Annotated in this window: 18 protein-coding genes; 14 read left to right on the top strand and 4 right to left on the bottom strand. The window is 70.9% G+C overall.

Going from position 1 to position 17,700, the window contains the following annotated elements; translation table 11 throughout:
- Positions 1-316 precede the first annotated feature (316 nt).
- Genes QSK30_RS35685 through QSK30_RS35695 form a run of 3 tightly spaced genes read right to left on the bottom strand, consistent with a single transcriptional unit; the run spans position 317 to position 3,051 of the window.
- Positions 317-1,321, bottom strand: a complete 1,005-nt coding sequence (locus tag QSK30_RS35685) for a transporter substrate-binding domain-containing protein (RefSeq protein WP_285509835.1) — start codon at positions 1,319-1,321, stop codon at positions 317-319.
- Positions 1,322-1,348: 27 nt separating this feature from the next.
- Entirely contained in the window at positions 1,349-2,110 is a 762-nt protein-coding gene (locus tag QSK30_RS35690; RefSeq protein WP_285509836.1) for an amino acid ABC transporter ATP-binding protein, read from the bottom strand.
- Complete coding sequence (locus QSK30_RS35695; RefSeq protein WP_352231679.1) at positions 2,107-3,051, bottom strand: amino acid ABC transporter permease; 945 nt, start codon at positions 3,049-3,051, stop codon at positions 2,107-2,109. The genes QSK30_RS35690 and QSK30_RS35695 overlap by 4 nt, the downstream gene beginning before the upstream one ends.
- 179 nt (positions 3,052-3,230) lie before the next feature.
- Between QSK30_RS35695 and QSK30_RS35700 the strand changes: the two genes are divergently transcribed.
- A complete protein-coding gene (locus tag QSK30_RS35700; RefSeq protein WP_285509837.1) occupies positions 3,231-4,310 on the top strand; it encodes an FAD-dependent oxidoreductase in 1,080 nt (359 codons plus the stop codon).
- Here the strand turns inward: QSK30_RS35700 and QSK30_RS35705 are convergent.
- A complete protein-coding gene (locus QSK30_RS35705) occupies positions 4,254-5,048 on the bottom strand; it encodes a HEAT repeat domain-containing protein (RefSeq protein ID WP_285509838.1) in 795 nt (264 codons plus the stop codon). The genes QSK30_RS35700 and QSK30_RS35705 overlap by 57 nt on opposite strands.
- Positions 5,049-5,130: 82 nt before the next feature.
- Here QSK30_RS35705 and argC point away from each other — a divergent pair, with 82 nt between their 5' ends.
- From argC to tyrS, 13 genes are all read left to right on the top strand, one after another.
- Entirely contained in the window at positions 5,131-6,150 is a 1,020-nt protein-coding gene (gene argC, locus QSK30_RS35710) for an N-acetyl-gamma-glutamyl-phosphate reductase (RefSeq protein WP_285509839.1), read from the top strand.
- 5 nt (positions 6,151-6,155) lie between these two features.
- Positions 6,156-7,328: a bifunctional glutamate N-acetyltransferase/amino-acid acetyltransferase ArgJ gene (argJ, locus tag QSK30_RS35715; RefSeq protein ID WP_502871938.1), complete on the top strand. Its 1,173-nt coding sequence runs from the start codon at positions 6,156-6,158 to the stop codon at positions 7,326-7,328.
- Positions 7,325-8,203 carry an acetylglutamate kinase gene (gene argB, locus QSK30_RS35720; RefSeq protein ID WP_285509841.1) on the top strand — a complete coding sequence of 293 codons (879 nt, stop codon included), beginning with the start codon at positions 7,325-7,327 and terminating at the stop codon, positions 8,201-8,203. Before argJ ends, argB begins: the two co-directional genes overlap by 4 nt.
- Positions 8,200-9,390, top strand: coding sequence for an acetylornithine transaminase (locus QSK30_RS35725; RefSeq protein ID WP_285509842.1), 1,191 nt, complete (start codon positions 8,200-8,202; stop codon positions 9,388-9,390). The genes argB and QSK30_RS35725 overlap by 4 nt, the downstream gene beginning before the upstream one ends.
- A 3-nt stretch (positions 9,391-9,393) precedes the next feature.
- Entirely contained in the window at positions 9,394-10,314 is a 921-nt protein-coding gene (argF, locus tag QSK30_RS35730; RefSeq protein ID WP_285509843.1) for an ornithine carbamoyltransferase, read from the top strand.
- A complete protein-coding gene (locus QSK30_RS35735) occupies positions 10,311-10,859 on the top strand; it encodes an arginine repressor (protein ID WP_285509844.1) in 549 nt (182 codons plus the stop codon). The genes argF and QSK30_RS35735 overlap by 4 nt, the downstream gene beginning before the upstream one ends.
- Entirely contained in the window at positions 10,852-12,045 is a 1,194-nt protein-coding gene (locus QSK30_RS35740) for an argininosuccinate synthase (protein WP_285509845.1), read from the top strand. Before QSK30_RS35735 ends, QSK30_RS35740 begins: the two co-directional genes overlap by 8 nt.
- Before the next feature lie 108 nt (positions 12,046-12,153).
- Positions 12,154-13,581, top strand: coding sequence for an argininosuccinate lyase (argH, locus tag QSK30_RS35745; protein ID WP_502871936.1), 1,428 nt, complete (start codon positions 12,154-12,156; stop codon positions 13,579-13,581).
- Between the two features lie 14 nt (positions 13,582-13,595).
- Positions 13,596-14,276, top strand: a complete 681-nt coding sequence (locus tag QSK30_RS35750) for a hypothetical protein (RefSeq protein ID WP_285509846.1) — start codon at positions 13,596-13,598, stop codon at positions 14,274-14,276.
- A complete protein-coding gene (locus QSK30_RS35755; protein WP_285509847.1) occupies positions 14,273-14,890 on the top strand; it encodes a VOC family protein in 618 nt (205 codons plus the stop codon). Before QSK30_RS35750 ends, QSK30_RS35755 begins: the two co-directional genes overlap by 4 nt.
- Positions 14,881-15,525: a DNA-3-methyladenine glycosylase gene (locus QSK30_RS35760; RefSeq protein WP_502871937.1), complete on the top strand. Its 645-nt coding sequence runs from the start codon at positions 14,881-14,883 to the stop codon at positions 15,523-15,525. Before QSK30_RS35755 ends, QSK30_RS35760 begins: the two co-directional genes overlap by 10 nt.
- A gap of 19 nt (positions 15,526-15,544) precedes the next feature.
- Positions 15,545-15,805, top strand: coding sequence for a DUF3253 domain-containing protein (locus QSK30_RS35765; RefSeq protein ID WP_285509848.1), 261 nt, complete (start codon positions 15,545-15,547; stop codon positions 15,803-15,805).
- A gap of 23 nt (positions 15,806-15,828) precedes the next feature.
- Positions 15,829-17,103: a tyrosine--tRNA ligase gene (tyrS, locus tag QSK30_RS35770; protein WP_285509849.1), complete on the top strand. Its 1,275-nt coding sequence runs from the start codon at positions 15,829-15,831 to the stop codon at positions 17,101-17,103.
- The last annotated feature ends 597 nt before the right edge of the window (positions 17,104-17,700 follow it).

Here is a 17,700-nt window from a genome sequence, read left to right on the forward strand (position 1 = left end):
GGCCCCTAGAGCACCGCGGTGGAGAGAAAAGGGCAGGTAAGGGCATCCCCACCCACGGCAAGTTTAGCGGTGCTCTCCCCCCACACGAAGCGAGTCCACTAGATCGAGCATCCGTAGCGGGCATTGCGTACCAGCGTGGTCGGCCTATCCGTTGCGGTACCAGCTGGGGAACGGGATCTTGTTGTGTGCCAGCGGGGGGCGGCCTTCGGCTGTGGTTGGGTGGGTGGTGGGTGGATCCATGGTGCTTCAGGTGGTGGGGAAGGGTTCGGGTCGCTTTGGCTCAGTAGCAAGAGCTTCCTTCTCTTCCCTTGCCCGCCTAAGAGTTCGTCTTCGGGAGGCCGGGCGGGTTGATCTCCGACTTCTTCACGGCTTCGTTCGACAGGTTGTACGCTGCCAGCAGCTTCCCGTACTGCCCGTTGTCGATCAGGTAGTTGATCGCGTCCGCCAGTGGTTCGACGAGGCCGTTGTCCTTCTTGGTCGTGGCGGCGATCAGGCCTTGCAGTGTCGAGCCCGCGCCCGAGTACTTGCCCGCGCTTCGGGTTGGGTTCGGTGTCGGCGCGGTCTGGGTCACGTGGTAGGCGATGCTGGGGTTCGGTGAGAAGTATGCGTCGATGCGGCTGGAGGACAGGGACAGGTAGGTGCTGTTCTTGTCCGCGAAGTTCTTGATCTCCAGGGTCTTGCCTTCTGCCTGGAGCTTGGTCCGCCACTCCTGCAGGATCTTCTCCTGGTTGGTCCCGGTGTCTACCGCCACCACCTTGCCCGCCAGGCTCTGGTAGGTGCCGTCGAAGTTCCAGGGGTTGGCCTTGTTCACCTCGAAGCCGAGGTTGTCCTCCCGGTAGGAGGCGAAGTCGAAGCCCTGGGCCTTGCGTTCCTCGGTGTCGGTGATGTTGGTGAAGCCTGCGTCGAACTGGCCGCTCTGCAGGCGTACGAACAGGTTCTGCCAAGAGGCGTTCTGGACGTCGGGCTTCAGGCCGAACACTGCCGCGACGAGTCTGCCCAGGTCGGGTTCGGCTCCGGTCAGGGTGTGCTGGTCGGTGCCGATGTAGGCCAGTGGGGGGAAGCCGTTGGGCAGGGCGCCGACGCCGATGACCAGTGTTCCCCGGTCCAGTAACGACTTCGGCAGCTTGGCGCGGATGGCATCGACCTTGGGGACGGTCAGTTGCAGCGAGGTGGCGTCGGCGGTGTTGGCGGCGACGGTGACCACCTGGTTGCCGCTGGCGTCGACGGCGGCCGCGGCCGGGGTCTCGGATGAACCGCAGGCCGTCAGGGTGCTCGCCGTGGCGACGGCGGCCAGTACGGCGGTGAACACTTTCTCGCGCATGGTGTGTCCTCTCTCAAGAATGGGGGTTCAGACGACCTTGCTGAGGAACTCGCGGGTTCGGTCGTGGGTGGGGTTCACCAGGACCTCGGCCGGTGGGCCCTGTTCGACTATCCGACCCGCGTCGAGGAAGACGACGTGGTCGGCTACCTCGCGGGCGAAGCCGATCTCGTGGGTGACCACGATCATCGTGGTGCCCGCGGTGGCCAGGTCGCGCAGCACGGCCAGCACCTCGCCCACCAGTTCCGGGTCCAGGGCCGAGGTGGGCTCGTCGAAGAGCAGCAGCCGGGGTTGGAGCGCCAGTGCCCTGGCGATGGCGACGCGTTGCTGCTGGCCGCCGGAGAGCTGGCGGGGGTAGGCGTCGACCTTGTCGGCGAGTCCCACCTTGGCCAGCAGTTCCCGCGCGCGGGTCTCGGCTTCGAGTCGGGGGACCTGTCGTGCGGCGACCGGGGCCTCGACGACGTTCTCCAGGATGCTCAAGTGCGGGAACAGGTTGAAGCTCTGGAACACGAACCCGATGCGCGAGCGCTGCCGCAGGATCGCGCGTTCACTCAGTTCCTTGAGCCTGCCCCGGTGCACCCGCACGCCGATCAGCTCGCCGTAGACGCTCACGAAGCCGCTGTCCAGCGCCTCCAGGTGGTTGATGGCGCGCAAGAGCGTCGACTTGCCGGAGCCGGACGGGCCGATGACCGCGGTCACCCGCCCGCTTTCGGCGGTGAAGTCGATGTTGTCGAGAACCCGGTTGTGCCCGTAGGACTTGATTGCCCCGCGCACGCTCACCGCTGCCGTCATCGCGCCACCCCCGCGCTGCGCAGTCGGGCGCGGAAGCGTTGCAGCGGTGTGGCGGGCACGGTGCGCAGTGCGCCTCGGGAGAAGCGGCGTTCCAGGTAGTACTGGACGACCGACAAAGCGCTGGTCAGGATCACGTACCAGACCGTGCCGACCATCAGGAGCGGGATGATCTGGCCGCTGTTGGTGCTGGCCTGGGTCTGCACCACGCCGAACAGTTCCAGCAGTGAGGTGATGTAGACGACGGAGGTGCCCTTGAGCAGTCCGATGAGCTGGTTGGCGTACGCCGGGATGATCGCGCGGGTGGCCTGCGGCAGGATGATCCGCCGGTACTGCCGCCCCTTCGGCAGGCCCAACGCGGCCGCTGCCTCCAACTGGCCCTGGTCCACCGAGATGATCCCGGACCGCACGACCTCGGCCGCGTAGGCCGCCTCGTTCAGGCTCAGGCCCAGCACCGCCACCACGAAGAAGCTGAGCAGGTCGTTCGCGCTGAACTCGACGAACGACGGGCCGAACGGGATGCCCAGGCTCAGCGTGCTGTAGAGCGCGGTCACGTTGGCCAGGAACAGCAGCAGCACGATCAGCGGGATCGACCGGAAGATCCAGGTGTAGCCCCACGACACCGCCCGCAGCACCGGGTTGCGCGAGAGCCGCATCAGCGCCAGCACGATCCCGCCGAGCAGCCCGAAGACCGCGCTCAACGCGGTCAGCTGCAGGGTCAGCAGCAGGCCCTCGATCACGACCGGGCGGAAGAACCAGTACCCGAAGGCGTCCCACTGGAACACCGGGTTGGTGATGAGCGCGTGCGCCGCCTGGGCGAGCACCACGAGCACGGCGGCACCGGCCACCCAGCGCCACGGGTGGCGCAGCGGTACCACTTTCTGGGACAGCAGGTCGTCCGGCGGCTCGGTGACCGGGGCGCGTGCGGTGGGCAGGGAAGTCAAGGCTCCTCCAGGTTTCTCGACCAGGTGGATGCTAGGTCGGCCCACGCGCGGTGAAACCGGTGTTCACGATGTGAGAGGCGTGGACGCCGACCTGCGCCGACATCCACGCTGTGGCGGGGAAACCCGGTCGTGACCGGTCTGTCCACTGAGGATTGACAAGAGTTGTCAGGAGGTTGACTGTGGCGGTTGACGTGGTCGACACGGTCGTCGTCGGTGGCGGTGGAGTCGGCTCGGCGGCCGCCTGGCGGCTGGCCGCGCGCGGTGTCGAGGTCCTGCTGCTCGAACGCTTCGCCCCCGGTCATACCAATGGCGCCTCGCACGGTGCCTCCCGTATCTTCCGCGTCGCCTACCCCGAGGCCGACTACGTCCAGCTCGCGCTGCGGGCGCTCCCGCTCTGGCGCGAGCTCGGGTCTGTCCTCGAGCTCACGGGCGGCATCACCCACGGCCGCACCGCGAACCTCGACCCCCTCGCCGCCGCCTTGGCCGCCGCAGGCACGCCGGGGGAGTGGCTCTCCCCGGCCGCGGCGAGCGAACGGTGGCCGGGGATCCGTTATGAGGGAAGGGTTTTCCACCACCCGCTCACCGGCACCCTGCACGCGGACAACGCCGTGGCGGCCTTGCAAGCCGCCGCAGTCGCGCACGGCGCCGTCGTGCGGCACGAGACGCCTGTGACGGAGATCCGCTCGTTGTCCGACCACGTCGAGGTGCGCACCGCGCAAGACACCTACCGCGCCCGCCGCGTCGTGGTGGCGGGCGGCGCGTGGTCGGCCAAGCTGCTCGACGGTGTCGTCGCCCTACCGCCGCTGCGGGTCACCCAGGAACAGCCCGCGTACTTCGCGTTGGACCACCCAGCCGACTGGCCCGCGTTCTCCCACCACCTGGCCCCCGAGGACGGCTACCCGAGCGGTGTCTACGGCCTGGCGACCCCCGGCTTCGGCATCAAGGCGGGCTTCCACGGCGTCGGCCCCGAGTGCGACCCGGACCACCGCGACTTCCGTCCCGAACCCACGCAGCTCGCCGCCCTGCGCCGCTACGCCCGCGAGTGGCTCCCCGGCGTCGACCCGGACCAGTTCACCCCGATCAGCTGCACCTACACCACCACGGCCAACGAGGACTTCATCCTCGACCGAGTGGGCCCGGTAGTCGTAGCCGCGGGATTCTCCGGCCACGGCTTCAAGTTCCTCCCGGCCTTGGGTGACCTCTTAGCCGATCTGGCCCTCACCGACGCTCGCGCCCAACCCCGTTTCGCCCTGTCCTAACGCTTCGGCCGCATCTTCGCTGACCTCTTGGTCCGGATCGCTCAAGAGGCGCCGTAGGTAGTCGACGGCTACCCGGCCGCGGTAGGCCCCAAGCGCTATCGCGAGACAGGAACGCACCTCAGGATCCGGGTGGTCAAGCAGGTACGCGAGCGCTTCCGCGTCCCCACGGCTGCGCGTGGCGAGCGACATGAGTGCCACGCAGATGTCGAAGGTGTCTGTGGCCGCCGCCAATTGCGCCATCAGCTCGGGCTTCTTAGGCGTGGGCGGGTCGCCGTACCGCGCCCGGATGTCCGCGGACTTGATCGCCCCCGCCGGCACGCAGGCCCCGCAACCGCAAGGCCGCTTCCCGTTCTCCCCGGGCGCGTACCGCCACCCGGTCACCTGCTTCACATGGCGCACCCGGTGCAACTCCCCGCGCGCGATCGACCGCCGGACCACGATCTCGTACCCGAGGGCGTCCTCCTGCCTCCGGACCACCCCGATCGCCTCGGCGGCGGTCATCTCCCGGGGGGTCGCGTTGTAGTGGCCGACGGTCACGACCTCGCTGTCCGGCACCCTGAAGTCCACCGCGACGAACGTCCGCGCCCCGTTCCTGCGCAGCTCCCGCAACCACTGGTGGGACACGGAGTAGGCCATCAGCGCGGGCAGGCAGAACACGCCGCGCTTGCCCGCCTTGATCCCCGTCCGCACGATGCTCCGGACGTTCTTCTCCGACGTGAGGTGCACGAACAGCGCCACGCCCCCAGGATGCCAGTGGGTTGCGCCACCTCCGAGTGATATTCATTTGGTTGGCTTTGCATGGGCGTGCATAATCATCCACATGACGGTGCGGATCGCGGTGGCGGGAGCCAGTGGGTACGCGGGAGGGGAGCTCCTGCGGCTCCTGCTCGCCCACCCCCAGGTCGAGATCGGCGCGCTGACCGCGGGCGGCAGCGCCGGTTCGCGGCTCGGCGAGCACCAGCCGCACCTGCTCCCGCTGGCCGACCGGGTCCTCGGCGAGACCAACGCGACCACCCTGGGCGGCCACGACGTGGTGTTCCTCGCCCTCCCGCACGGCCACTCCGCGGCCATCGCCGCCCAGCTCGGCGACGAGGTCCTGGTCATCGACTGCGGTGCCGACCACCGGCTCAAGGACCCCGCCGACTGGACCCGCTGGTACGGCGGCGAGCACGCCGGCCACTGGCCCTACGGCCTGCCCGAGCTCCCCGGCGGTCGCGACGACCTCCGGCACGCCAAGCGCGTCGCCGTCCCCGGTTGCTACCCGACGGTCAGCTCGCTCGCCCTCGCGCCCGCCCTCCAGCACGGCCTGGTCGAGCCCGAGGTCGTCGTCGTGGCCGTCTCGGGGACCTCCGGCGCGGGCAAGAGCCTCAAGGCCAACCTGCTCGGGTCCGAGGTCATGGGCTCGCTGAGCGCCTACGGCGTCGGCGGCGCCCACCGGCACACCCCCGAGATCACGCAGAACCTGAGCGCGGTGGCCGGTGCCAAGGTCGCCGTGTCGTTCACCCCCGTGCTCGCCCCGCTGCCGCGCGGCATCCTCGCCACCTGCAGCGCCCAGCTCACCGGCGACGGCGACGTGCGCGCCGCCTACACCAAGGCCTACGCCGACGAGCCGTTCGTCCACCTGCTGCCCGAGGGCCAGTGGCCCACCACGGCCGCCGTGCTCGGCTCCAACGCCGTGCAGCTGCAGGTCACCGTCGACGCCGACCTCGGCCGCCTGGTCGTGGTCGCCGCCGTCGACAACCTCACCAAGGGCACGGCGGGCGCCGCCGTGCAGTCCATGAACATCGCCTTGGGCCTGCCGGAGACCGCGGGCCTGTCCACCGTGGGGGTCGCGCCGTGACCGGGATCGATCGCAAGCAGGGTGTCGCCGCCGCCGCGGGCTTCCGGGCCGCCGGGGTCGCCGCGGGCATCAAGACCAACGGCAAGCCCGACCTCACGCTGGTCGTCAACGACGGCCCGTCCACCGCCGCCGCGGGCGTGTTCACCCGCAACAAGGTCAAGGCCGCGCCGGTGCTGTGGTCCCAGCAGGTCCTGACTACCGGCTCGCTCAAGGCCGTCGTCCTCAACTCCGGCGGCGCCAACGCCTGCACCGGCCACGAGGGCTTCCAGGACTCGCACGCCACCGCCGAGAAGGTCGCCGACGTGCTCGGCGTCGGCGCGATCGACGTGGCCGTCTGCTCCACCGGCCTGATCGGCGAGCGGCTCCCGATGGACGCGATCCGCGCCGGGGTCGACCTCGCGGCCGCCGACCTGGCGAACGACGCCGAGGCGAGCCTGGCCGCGGCCACCGCCGTGATGACCACCGACACCGTGCCCAAGCAGTCCGCGCTCACCCACGCCGACGGCTGGACCATCGGCGGCTTCGCCAAGGGCGCGGGCATGTGCGCGCCGAACATGGCCACCATGCTCAGCGTCATCACCTCCGACGCGGTGCTCGACTCGGCCATCGTCGACGACGCGCTGCGCTCGGCCGTCGACGCCACCTTCAACCGGCTCGACGTCGACGGCGGCACCTCCACCAACGACACCGTGCTCCTGCTGGTCTCCGGCGCCTCTGGCGTGCGGGTCGACCCGGAGGCGTTCACCACGCAGCTGACCGCGGTCTGCGCCGACCTCGTCGCCCAGTTGCAGGCCGACGCCGAGGGCGTCACCAAGCACGTCACGATCACCGTGCGCGGCGCCGCCACCGACGCCGAGGCCGTCGCCACCGCGCGCACGGTCGCGGTCGACAACCTGTGCAAGACCGCGTTCTTCGCCAGCGACCCCAACTGGGGCCGGATCGCGATGGCCGTCGGCAACGCCCCCACCGAGTTCGACCAGTCCAAACTGGACATCACGCTCAACGGCGCCACCGTCTGCCGCGCGGGCGGTCGCGGCGAGGACCGCTCGGCCGCCGACCTGTCCGGCCGCGACATCCTGGTCGAGATCGACCTGCACGCGGGCACCGGCACCGGCACCATCCTGACCACCGACCTCTCGCACGCCTACGTCGAAGAGAACAGCGCGTACTCGTCATGAGCAGCCAGAAGGCCGCGGTCCTCATCGAGGCCCTGCCGTGGCTCAAGCGGTTCCACGGCGCGCTCGTGGTGGTCAAGTACGGCGGCAACGCCATGGTCGACGACGAGCTCAAGCGCGCCTTCGCCGAGGACATGGTCTTCCTGCGGCTGGCGGGCCTGCGGCCGGTCGTCGTGCACGGCGGCGGACCGCAGATCGGCGCGATGCTGACCAAGATGGGCATCCCCAGCGAGTTCCGCGCGGGCCTGCGGGTCACCACGCCCGAGGCGATGGACGTCGTCCGGATGGTGCTCACCGGGCAGGTAAGCCGCGAGCTGGTCAGCCTGGTCAACCAGCACGGCCCCTACGCGGTCGCGATCTCCGGCGAGGACGCGCACCTGTTCACCGCCGAGCGGCGCACCGCGGTCGTCGACGGCGCCGAGGTCGACCTCGGCCTGGTCGGCGACGTGGTCGCGGTCGACCCGGCCGCGGTGCTCGACATCGTCGCCGCGGGCCGCATCCCGGTCGTGTCCACTGTGGCCGCCGACCGCGACGGCGTGACGCACAACGTCAACGCCGACACCGCCGCCGCCGCGCTCGCCGTGGCGCTGAAGGCGGAGAAGCTGGTCGTGCTCACCGACGTCGAGGGCCTCTACGCCGACTGGCCCGACCGCTCGTCGCTGCTGCACGAGATCCGGGCGAGCGCGCTGGAGAAGCTGTTGCCCGGCCTGGAGAGCGGCATGGTCCCGAAGATGGAGGCCTGCCTGCGCGCGGTCACCGGCGGTGTCCCGCGCGCGCACGTGATCGACGGGCGGCTCGCGCACTCGGTGCTGCTCGAAGTGTTCACCAGCGGCGGCGTCGGGACCCTGGTGCTGCCGGACGAGGGGGAGAAGCCATGATCGAGTCCAATGTGGATGGCCAGGCGCGGTGGAAGTCCGCGCTGATGGACAACTACGGCACGCCCGCGATCGCGCTGGTGCGCGGCGCGGGCTCGCACGTGTGGGACGCCGACGGCAAGCGCTACCTCGACCTGGTCGGCGGCATCGCCACCAACGCGCTCGGCCACGCGCACCCGGCCGTGGTGGCCGCGGTCACCGAGCAGATCGGCACGATCGCGCACACCTCGAACCTCTACGTCAACCCGGTCGCCGTCGAGCTCGCCGAGGCGCTGCTCGACGTCGCGGGCCTGAGCGGCAACGCCAAGGTCGTGTTCTGCAACTCCGGCGCCGAGGCCAACGAGGCCGCGTTCAAGCTCACCCGGCTCACCGGTCGCACCAAGGTCATCGCCACCGACGGCGCCTTCCACGGCCGCACCATGGGCTCGCTCACCCTCACCGGCCAGCCGCCCAAGCGCACCCCGTTCGAGCCGCTGGTCCCCGGCGTCACGCACATCCCGTTCGGCGACGTCGACGCCCTGCGCGCCGCGGTGGACTCCGACACGGCGGCGCTCGTGCTGGAGCCGGTGCTCGGCGAGGGCGGCGTCGTACCCGCCCCCGACGGCTACCTGCAGGCCGCCCGCGAGATCACCGCGAAGGCGGGCGCGCTCCTGGTGCTCGACGAGGTGCAGACCGGCGTCGGCAGGCTCGGCAGCTGGTTCGCCTTCCAGCAGGCGGGCATCGTCCCGGACGTGTTCACCCTGGCCAAGGGCCTCGGCGGCGGCCTGCCGCTGGGCGCCTGCGTGGCCGTCGGCGCCACCGCCGACCTGTTCGCCCCCGGCCACCACGGCACCACCTTCGGCGGCAACGCCGTGTGCGCCGCGGCCGGCCTGGCCGTGCTGCGCACCATCGCCGCCGACGGTCTCCTCGAGCACGTCGCCGCGCTCGGCAAGGACCTCACCGCGGCCATCGAGCAGCTCGACCACCCGCTGGTCTCGGGCGTGCGGGGCACCGGCCTGCTGCTCGGTGTCGCGCTCACCGCCCCGGTGTCGGCCCGGGTCGCCGCCGTGGCCGCCGAGGCGGGCTTCCTGGTCAACAACGTGCAGCCGGACGCCGTCCGACTGGCCCCGCCGCTGATCCTGACCGAGGGCGAGGCCGACGAGTTCGTCGCCGCGCTGCCCGCCATCCTCGACACCGCCCAGGAGGGCTGAGCCGTGCCCAGGCACTTCCTGCGCGACGACGACCTGACCCCGGCCGAGCAGCGGGCCGTCCTGGACCTCGCCAAGACCCTCAAGGCCGAGCCGCTCGCCCACCGCGCCCTCGAGGGCAGGTCGGTGGCCGCGATCTTCGAGAAGAACTCCACCCGCACCCGGGTGTCCTTCGAGGTCGGCGTCGCCCAGCTGGGCGGCACCTCGGTGATCGTCGACGGCCGCACCATGCAGCTGGGCCGCGAGGAGACCATCGAGGACACCTCCCGGGTGCTCTCCCGCTACGTCGACGTCGTGGTCTGGCGCACCTACGCGCAGAAGCGCATCGAGGCGATGGCCTCGGCGGCGAGCGTCCCGGTGGTCAACGCGCTCACCGACGAGTTCCACCCGTGCCAGGTGCTCGCCGACCTGATGACCATCGAGGAGCGGCACGGCCACCTCGCGGGCGTCACCGCCACCTACCTCGGCGACGGCGCGAACAACATGGCCCACTCGCTGCTGCTCGGCGGCACCACCGCCGGGATGCACGTGCGGGTGGTCGCCCCGCAGGGCTTCCAGCCGCAGGCCGACGTGCTGCTCGACGCCAGGGCCCGGGCCGCGGAGACCGGCGGCAGCGTCACCGTGCACACCGACCCGCACGCCGCGGTCGAGGGCTCCGACGTGCTGGTCACCGACACCTGGACGTCGATGGGCCAGGAGAACGACGGCCGCGACCGGGTCAGCTCCTTCCGCACCCTGCAGGTCAACGCCGAGCTGCTCACCCGCGCCGCGCCCGGCGCGATCGTGCTGCACTGCCTGCCCGCGCACCGCGGCTGGGAGATCACCGACGAGGTCATCGACGGCCCGGCCAGCGCGGTCTGGGACGAGGCGGAGAACCGCCTGCACAGCCAGAAGGCGCTGCTGAGCTGGCTGGTGTCGCAACCGTGACCACCTCCGCCGCCACCCGCGCCGCCCGGCAGGCCCGCATCGTCGAGCTGGTCGCCGAGCGGGCCATCCGCAGCCAGACCGAGCTCGCCGCGCTGCTGCACGCCGAGGCGATCGAGGCCACCCAGGCCACCCTCTCGCGCGACCTGGACGAGCTCGGCGCGGTCAAGCTGCGCGGTGCCGACGGCGGCGCCCCGGTCTACGTCATCCCCGAGGACGGCAACCCCGTCCGCGGCGTGCAGGGCGGCACGTCCCGGCTGACCCGGCTGCTCAGCGAGCTGCTGGTCTCCGCGGACGGCTCGGCCAACCTGACCGTCCTGCGCACCCCGCCCGGTGCCGCGCAGTTCCTGGCCAGCGCGATCGACCGGGCCGCACTGCACGAGGTCGTCGGCACCATCGCCGGTGACGACACGCTCATGGTGATCTGCCGCGAACCGGTGACCGGCCTGGTGCTGGCCGCCCGGTTCATGGCGATGGCCTCCCGGGCCGCGACGGCACCGCCGCCGCCCGGCACAGACTCGGCAAAGCAAGGAGAGAGCAATGAGTGACAGGGTGGTCCTGGCCTACTCCGGTGGGTTGGACACGTCGGTGGCGATCGGGTGGATCGCCGAGGAGACCGGCGCCGAGGTCGTCGCGGTGGCGGTCGACGTCGGCCAGGGTGGCGAGGACCTCGACACCATCCGCAAGCGGGCGCTGGAGTGCGGCGCGGTCGAGGCCGTCGTCGCCGACGCCCGCGACGAGTTCGCCGAGCAGTACTGCCTGCCCGCGCTGCAGGCCAACGCGCTCTACATGGACCGCTACCCGCTGGTCTCGGCCATCTCCCGCCCGGTGATCGTCAAGCACCTGGTCGAGGCGGCCAAGTACCACGGCGCGTCCACCGTCTCGCACGGCTGCACCGGCAAGGGCAACGACCAGGTCCGCTTCGAGGTCGGGATCGGCGCGCTCGCCCCCGACCTCAAGGTGATCGCCCCGGTCCGCGACTTCGCCTGGACCCGGGAGAAGGCGATCGCCTGGGCCGAGGACCGCAACCTGCCGATCGACGTGTCGAAGAAGTCGCCGTACTCCATCGACCAGAACGTCTGGGGCCGCGCGGTCGAGACGGGCTTCCTCGAGGACATCTGGAACGCCCCGATCGAGGACGTCTACGACTACACCGCCAACCCGGCCGAGCCGCGCGACGCCGACGAGGTCGTGATCACCTTCGACCGCGGCGTCCCGGTGGCGATCGATGGCGAGACCGTGACCGTGCTGCAGGCCATCCAGGAGCTCAACCGGCGCGCGGGCGCCCAGGGCGTCGGCCGCCTCGACATCGTCGAGGACCGGCTGGTCGGCATCAAGAGCCGCGAGGTCTACGAGGCCCCCGGCGCGATCGCGCTGATCACCGCGCACCAGGAGCTGGAGAACGTCACCGTCGAGCGCGACCTGGCCCGCTTCAAGCGGACCGTCGAGCAGCGCTGGGGCGAGCTGGTCTACGACGGCCTGTGGTTCTCCCCGCTCAAGGACGCCCTGGACACCTTCATCGCCGAGACCCAGGCGCACGTCTCCGGCGACATCCGGATGACCCTGCACGCGGGCCGCGCGGTGGTCAACGGCCGCCGCTCGGAGCAGTCGCTCTACGACTTCAACCTGGCCACCTACGACGCGGGCGACACCTTCGACCAGTCGCTGGCCAAGGGCTTCGTGCAGCTGTGGGGCCTGCCGTCGAAGATCGCCGCCCGGCGCGCGCAGCACTGAGGCCGCCCCGCACCACCGAGTCACCGCACCACCGAGTCACTGAGTCACTGAGTCACCGCACCACTGATCAGTCGCACCACTGAGTCACCGTGTCAAGGAAGGACGATCGTGACCGAGCAGGAACCCACCGCACTGTGGGGTGGGCGGTTCGCCTCCGGACCGGCCGAGGCCATGTCCGCGCTGAGCCTGTCGACCCACTTCGACTGGCGCCTGGCGCGCTACGACATCGCCGGGTCCCGGGCGCACGCCCGGGTGCTGCACAAGGCGGGCCTGCTCGACGACGACGAGCTCCGCGGCATGATCGCCGCGCTGGACGTCCTGGAGGCCGACGTGGTCTCCGGGGCGTTCAGCCCGGTCCCGGCCGACGAGGACGTGCACACCGCCCTCGAGCGCGGCCTGCTCGAGCGGGCGGGCACCGAGCTGGGCGGCAAGCTGCGCGCGGGCCGCTCCCGCAACGACCAGATCGCCACCCTGTTCCGGATGTACCTGCGCGACGCCGCCCGGGTCGTCGCGGGCGGCACCCTCGACGTGGTCGAGGCGCTGCTCTTGCAGGCGCAGCGCCACCCCGACGCCGCCATGCCCGGGCGCACCCACCTCCAGCACGCCCAGCCGGTGCTGCTGGCCCACCACCTGCTCGCGCACACCCAGGCCCTGCTGCGCGACGTCGACCGGCTGCGCGACTGGGACGTCCGCGCCGCGGTCTCGGCCTACGGCTCCGGGGCGCTCGCGGGCTCCTCCCTCGGGCTCGACCCGGCCGCGGTCGCCGAGGAGCTGGGCTTCGACGCGCCCGCCGAGAACTCCATCGACGGCACCGCGTCCCGCGACTTCGCCGCCGAGTTCGCCTTCGTGGTGGCCATGCTCGGGGTCAACCTGTCCCGGATCGCCGAAGAGGTGATCATCTGGACGACCGCCGAGTTCTCCTACGCGACCCTGCACGACTCCTGGGCCACCGGCAGCTCGATCATGCCGCAGAAGAAGAACCCGGACGTCGCCGAGCTGGCCCGCGGCAAGTCCGGCCGGATGATCGGCAACCTGACCGGCCTGCTGGCCACCCTCAAGGCGCAGCCGCTGGCCTACAACCGCGACCTGCAGGAGGACAAGGAGCCGGTCTTCGACTCCGTCGCCCAGCTCGAACTGCTGCTGCCCGCGCTCGCCGGCCTGCTGTCCACGCTCACCTTCGACACCGACAGGCTCGCCGCGCTGGCGCCCGCCGGGTTCACCCTGGCCACCGACATCGCCGAGTGGCTGGTGCGCGAGGGCGTGCCGTTCCGGGTCGCGCACGAGGCCGCGGGGGAGTGCGTGCGCCGCGCCGAGGCGCGCGGGGTCGGGCTCGACGAGCTGACCGACGCGGAGCTGTCCGAGGTCAACCCGGCGCTCACCGCGCGGGTCCGCGAGGTGCTCACGGTGGCCGGTTCCATCGCCTCCCGCGACGCGTACGGTGGCACCGCACCCGCGCGCGTCGCGGAGCAGCGTGACCGGGTCGTGGGGCGGATCGAGGAGTACCGGGCGTGGGCGGAACAGGTAATCAGGAAGTAGCGCGCGTCCTCTTCGTGGGGAACAGCTTCACGTACTTCCACAACCTCCCCGAGATGGTGGTCGCGCTCGCGCGACCGGAACGCGCCGTGTCGGTGGCGGTCATCGCCACCGGCGGCGCGGCCCTCGACACAACGTGGGCCAGCGGGGAGCCGTCAGCGCATCTCGCGCAGGGGGCCGACTTCGTCGTCTTGCAGGAGCAGAGCACCCTTGGCGGGGACCTAGTCGTAGACGGCATCCCGCGTCCGCAAGACCCCGCGCGTTTCCACACCGCCGTGCGCCGCGCTGTTCCGGACATCCTCGGCGCGGGCGCGAGTCCGGTGCTCTACCTGACCTGGGCGCGCCGAGACGACCCCGGCGCACAAGAGGCCCTCGACAACGCTTACCGCTCTATCGGCGACGAGTTAGGCGCAACCGTTGCCCCGGTAGGACCTGCCTGGGCAATGGCTCTACGCGAACGGCCCGATTTGGTGCTGCACGACGCCGACGCCAGCCATCCAGCGCCCGCTGGCTCCTACCTCGCCGCGTGTGTGTTGACCGCGACCCTCTTCGGCATCGATCCGCGGGGGCGCCCGCACCGGATCACTGGTACCACCGTCGACTCCGAGGGTGTCCTCGGCGAGGTCGGGCCGTTGACCGACCTGTCCGACGCCGACGCCGAGTTCTTGCAGGACATCGCCTGGAGGGCCACCGCATGACCGCGTTCGACCACCTCGTCTACGGCACGCCCGACCTCGCCCGCACCACCACCGACCTGGCGTCCCAAGGCATCGAGCTGAGCCCCGGTGGCGCGCACGCGGGCCTGGGCACCCGCAACGCGTTGGCCGACCTCGGCGACGGCGGCTACCTGGAGGTCATCGGGCCCGACCTGGAGCAGACGGGTCCACCGCGCCTGTTCGGCATCGATCAGCTCACCGCCGCCCGCACCATCACGTGGTGCATCCGCGTCGACGACCTGGACGCCGCCGTCGAGCACGCCCGCGCGGGGGGCTACGACCCGGGAGAGCCCCTGGCCATGTCGCGCACCCGTTCCGACGGCGTCGAACTCAACTGGCGCCTGGCCATCCCGGAGCCGGACGCCGCCGCCGGGCTCGTGCCCTTCCTGATCGAGTGGGGCGACACCCCGCACCCGTCGACGACCGCGGCCCGCGGCACTCGGCTGTCGAGTCTGCGCGCGACCCACCCGGACCCCGACCTCATCCGGGCCCGCCTGGGCGCGCTCGGGGTCACCCTGGACGTCAGCGCGGGCGAGGTGGGCCTACGCGCCGAGCTGATCACCGCGAACGGCCCGCTGGTCCTGCCGTGCGGCTGATCTCCCGCGATGAGCTGGCCGTCGACCCGGTGGACGCCGCGCGCTTCCTGCTCGGCGCCCACCTGGAGGCCGACAGCCCGGAGGGCCGCGTCCGCGCGCGGATCGTCGAGGTGGAGGCGTACCGGGGCGGTGACGACCCGGCCTCGCACTGCTACCGCGGCCGGACGCCGCGCAATGAGGTGATGTTCGGCCCGGCGGGGCACCTGTACGTGTACTTCGTCTACGGCATGCACTTCTGCGCCAACGTCGTGGCCCTCACCGACGGCGTTCCGGGAGCCGTACTCCTCCGCGCCGCCGAGATCATCGAGGGCGTCGACCTGGCCCGTGTTCGCAGACCAAACGCGCGCTCCGACGCCGAACTGGCCAAGGGCCCCGCCCGCCTTACCGGCGTGCTCGGCCTCGACCGCGCGCACAACGGGCTCAACCTCACCGACCCCTCTTCCCCTGTCCGGCTGCTCTTAGGCGAACGCGTGCCCCCGGAAGGGGTCTGCGTAGGGCCACGGGTAGGCGTAGCCGTCGCCGTGGACATCCCTTGGCGGTTCTGGGTAGACGGCTCCAAGTCGGTAAGCGCTTACCGCCTCGGTGGCAAGCGCGGTCAAGTCCGGGACGTCCCCACCATCAGCGGACCGCGCTGACCTGGGCGATGCTGGGTAGGTGACCGACGCCGACATCGCCACCGCCATCCGAGCGCGGTTGGCTCGTTGCGCGCCCGGCACGACCGCCTGTCCGTCCGAGGTCGCACGTGCTCTTAGCGCGGACGACTGGCGCGACCTGATGGAACCGGTGCGCGCGGTAGCCGCCCGCATGGCCGCCGCGGGCGAACTGGAGATCACCCAGCACGGGGAGCCCGTGGACCCGTCGACCGCGCGCGGCCCCGTCCGGCTGCGCCCGGCAAACCCGGTGGTGAGGCGGTAAGAGGCCGGGGGAAGATAGCCCGCGTGAGTGAACACATCCTCGACGAGCTGTCCTGGCGCGGCCTGATCGCGCAGTCCACCGACCTCGACGCACTGCGCAAGGATCTCGACTCGGGCCCACTCACCCTCTATGCGGGCTTCGACCCCACCGCGCCCAGCCTGCACGCGGGGAACCTCGTCCCGCTGCTCATGCTGCGCCGCTTCCAGCGCGCGGGACACCGGCCCATCGTGCTCGCGGGCGGGGCCACCGGGATGATCGGCGACCCGCGCGACACAGGGGAGCGCACGCTCAACACCACCGACGTGGTCGCCGAGTGGGCAGGTCGCATCCGCGGCCAGCTGGAGCGCTTCGTCGACTTCGACGACTCGCCCACCGGCGCGGTCGTGGTCAACAACCTCGACTGGACGCAGAACGTGTCCGTCCTGGACTTCCTGCGCGACGTCGGCAAGCACTTCTCGGTCAACGTCATGCTCGGCAGGGAGACCGTCAAGCGCCGACTTGAGTCCGACGGCATGTCCTACACGGAGTTCAGCTACCTGCTCTTGCAGTCCCACGACTACCTGCGGCTGCACCAGTCGCACGGGTGCTCGTTGCAGGTAGGCGGCTCGGACCAGTGGGGCAACATCATCGGCGGCGTCGAGCTGGTCCGCAGGGTTGAGAGCGCCGCGGTGCACGCGCTGACCGCGCCGCTGGTCACCGATGCCGAGGGCCGCAAGTTCGGCAAGTCCACCGGCGGCGGCAACGTCTGGCTCGACCCGGCGATGACCTCGCCGTACGCCTGGTACCAGTACTTCGTGAACGTCGGCGACGCCGACGTCGTGCGCTACCTGCGGCTGTTCACCTTCCTCGACCGGGAGGAGATCGACGCGCTCGAGGCCGACACCGCCGAACGCCCACACCTGCGCGCCGCGCAGAAGCGGCTGGCGGCGGAGTTCACCACGCTGGTGCACGGGGAGCGCGAGACCGAGCAGGTGATCGCCGCAAGCCAGGCCCTCTTCGGGCGCGGGGAACTCGCCGGGTTGGACCTGTCCACCCTCGACGCCGCGATGGCCGAGGCGCCCACCGGGACGGCCCAGCTGGCCGACGAGCCGACCATCGTCGACCTGCTCATCGCCTCCGGCCTGGCCGACAGCCGCGGCGCGGCGCGGCGCACGGTCAACGAGGGCGGCGCGTACGTGAACAACGCGAAGGTCACCGACGAGGCGTGGACGCCGACCGGGGAGGACCTGCTGCACGGCAAGTGGCTCGTCCTTCGCCGGGGCAAGCGCAACACCGCGGGTGTCGAGGTCAAGCCCTGACCACTCCCTGATCACCCTCTGACCCGGTGGGCCCTCAGCCCTCCGTCCGAGTGGTCCGCCCCGTGGCCGTCGATCCTCCCCGGATCGGCGGCCGCGGCCGTTTCCGCAGGTCACACGTCTTATGGGGCGGTCAAACCGGCCCCGAGCGAGAAAGTTGATGTGATCGCGGTCACATACACAGCGGAGATCAGGTGGGTTACCTTGGTTTCAAGGCCCGTCACAGGGGTGTTGACCTGCGGTTTCCCTCTGTGATGGGTCTGTGGGGGCGCGATTTGACCCCCGGTTTCCGGCCGTGTAACTTTCTCTCTGTCAGCGCGACACGGGCCAGGGAAACCGGGGCCGAGCGCCAGACCGCAGGGGTCACGAACCAAGCTCCCGCCTGATGGTGGTAGAGTGGGTGACCTCGACAAGTTCGAGACAGACAAGCTTGCAGTGCCAGCCTCTGGCTAGGTCGCTCCGGCGGCCGACCTGGATGTGCGTGTGTTGTTTGAGAACTCAACAGTGTGCCGATTTAAGCCAGTAGAGCTTGAATATAGAACCCCATTTGTGGGTTCCTTTGAGATGAATATGATGCCAGTTTGGTGTCTGTTTGTCGGG

Origin of the sequence: Actinokineospora sp. NBRC 105648 (assembly GCF_030269645.1) — a bacterium.
Taxonomy (GTDB): Bacteria; Actinomycetota; Actinomycetes; order Mycobacteriales; family Pseudonocardiaceae; genus Actinokineospora.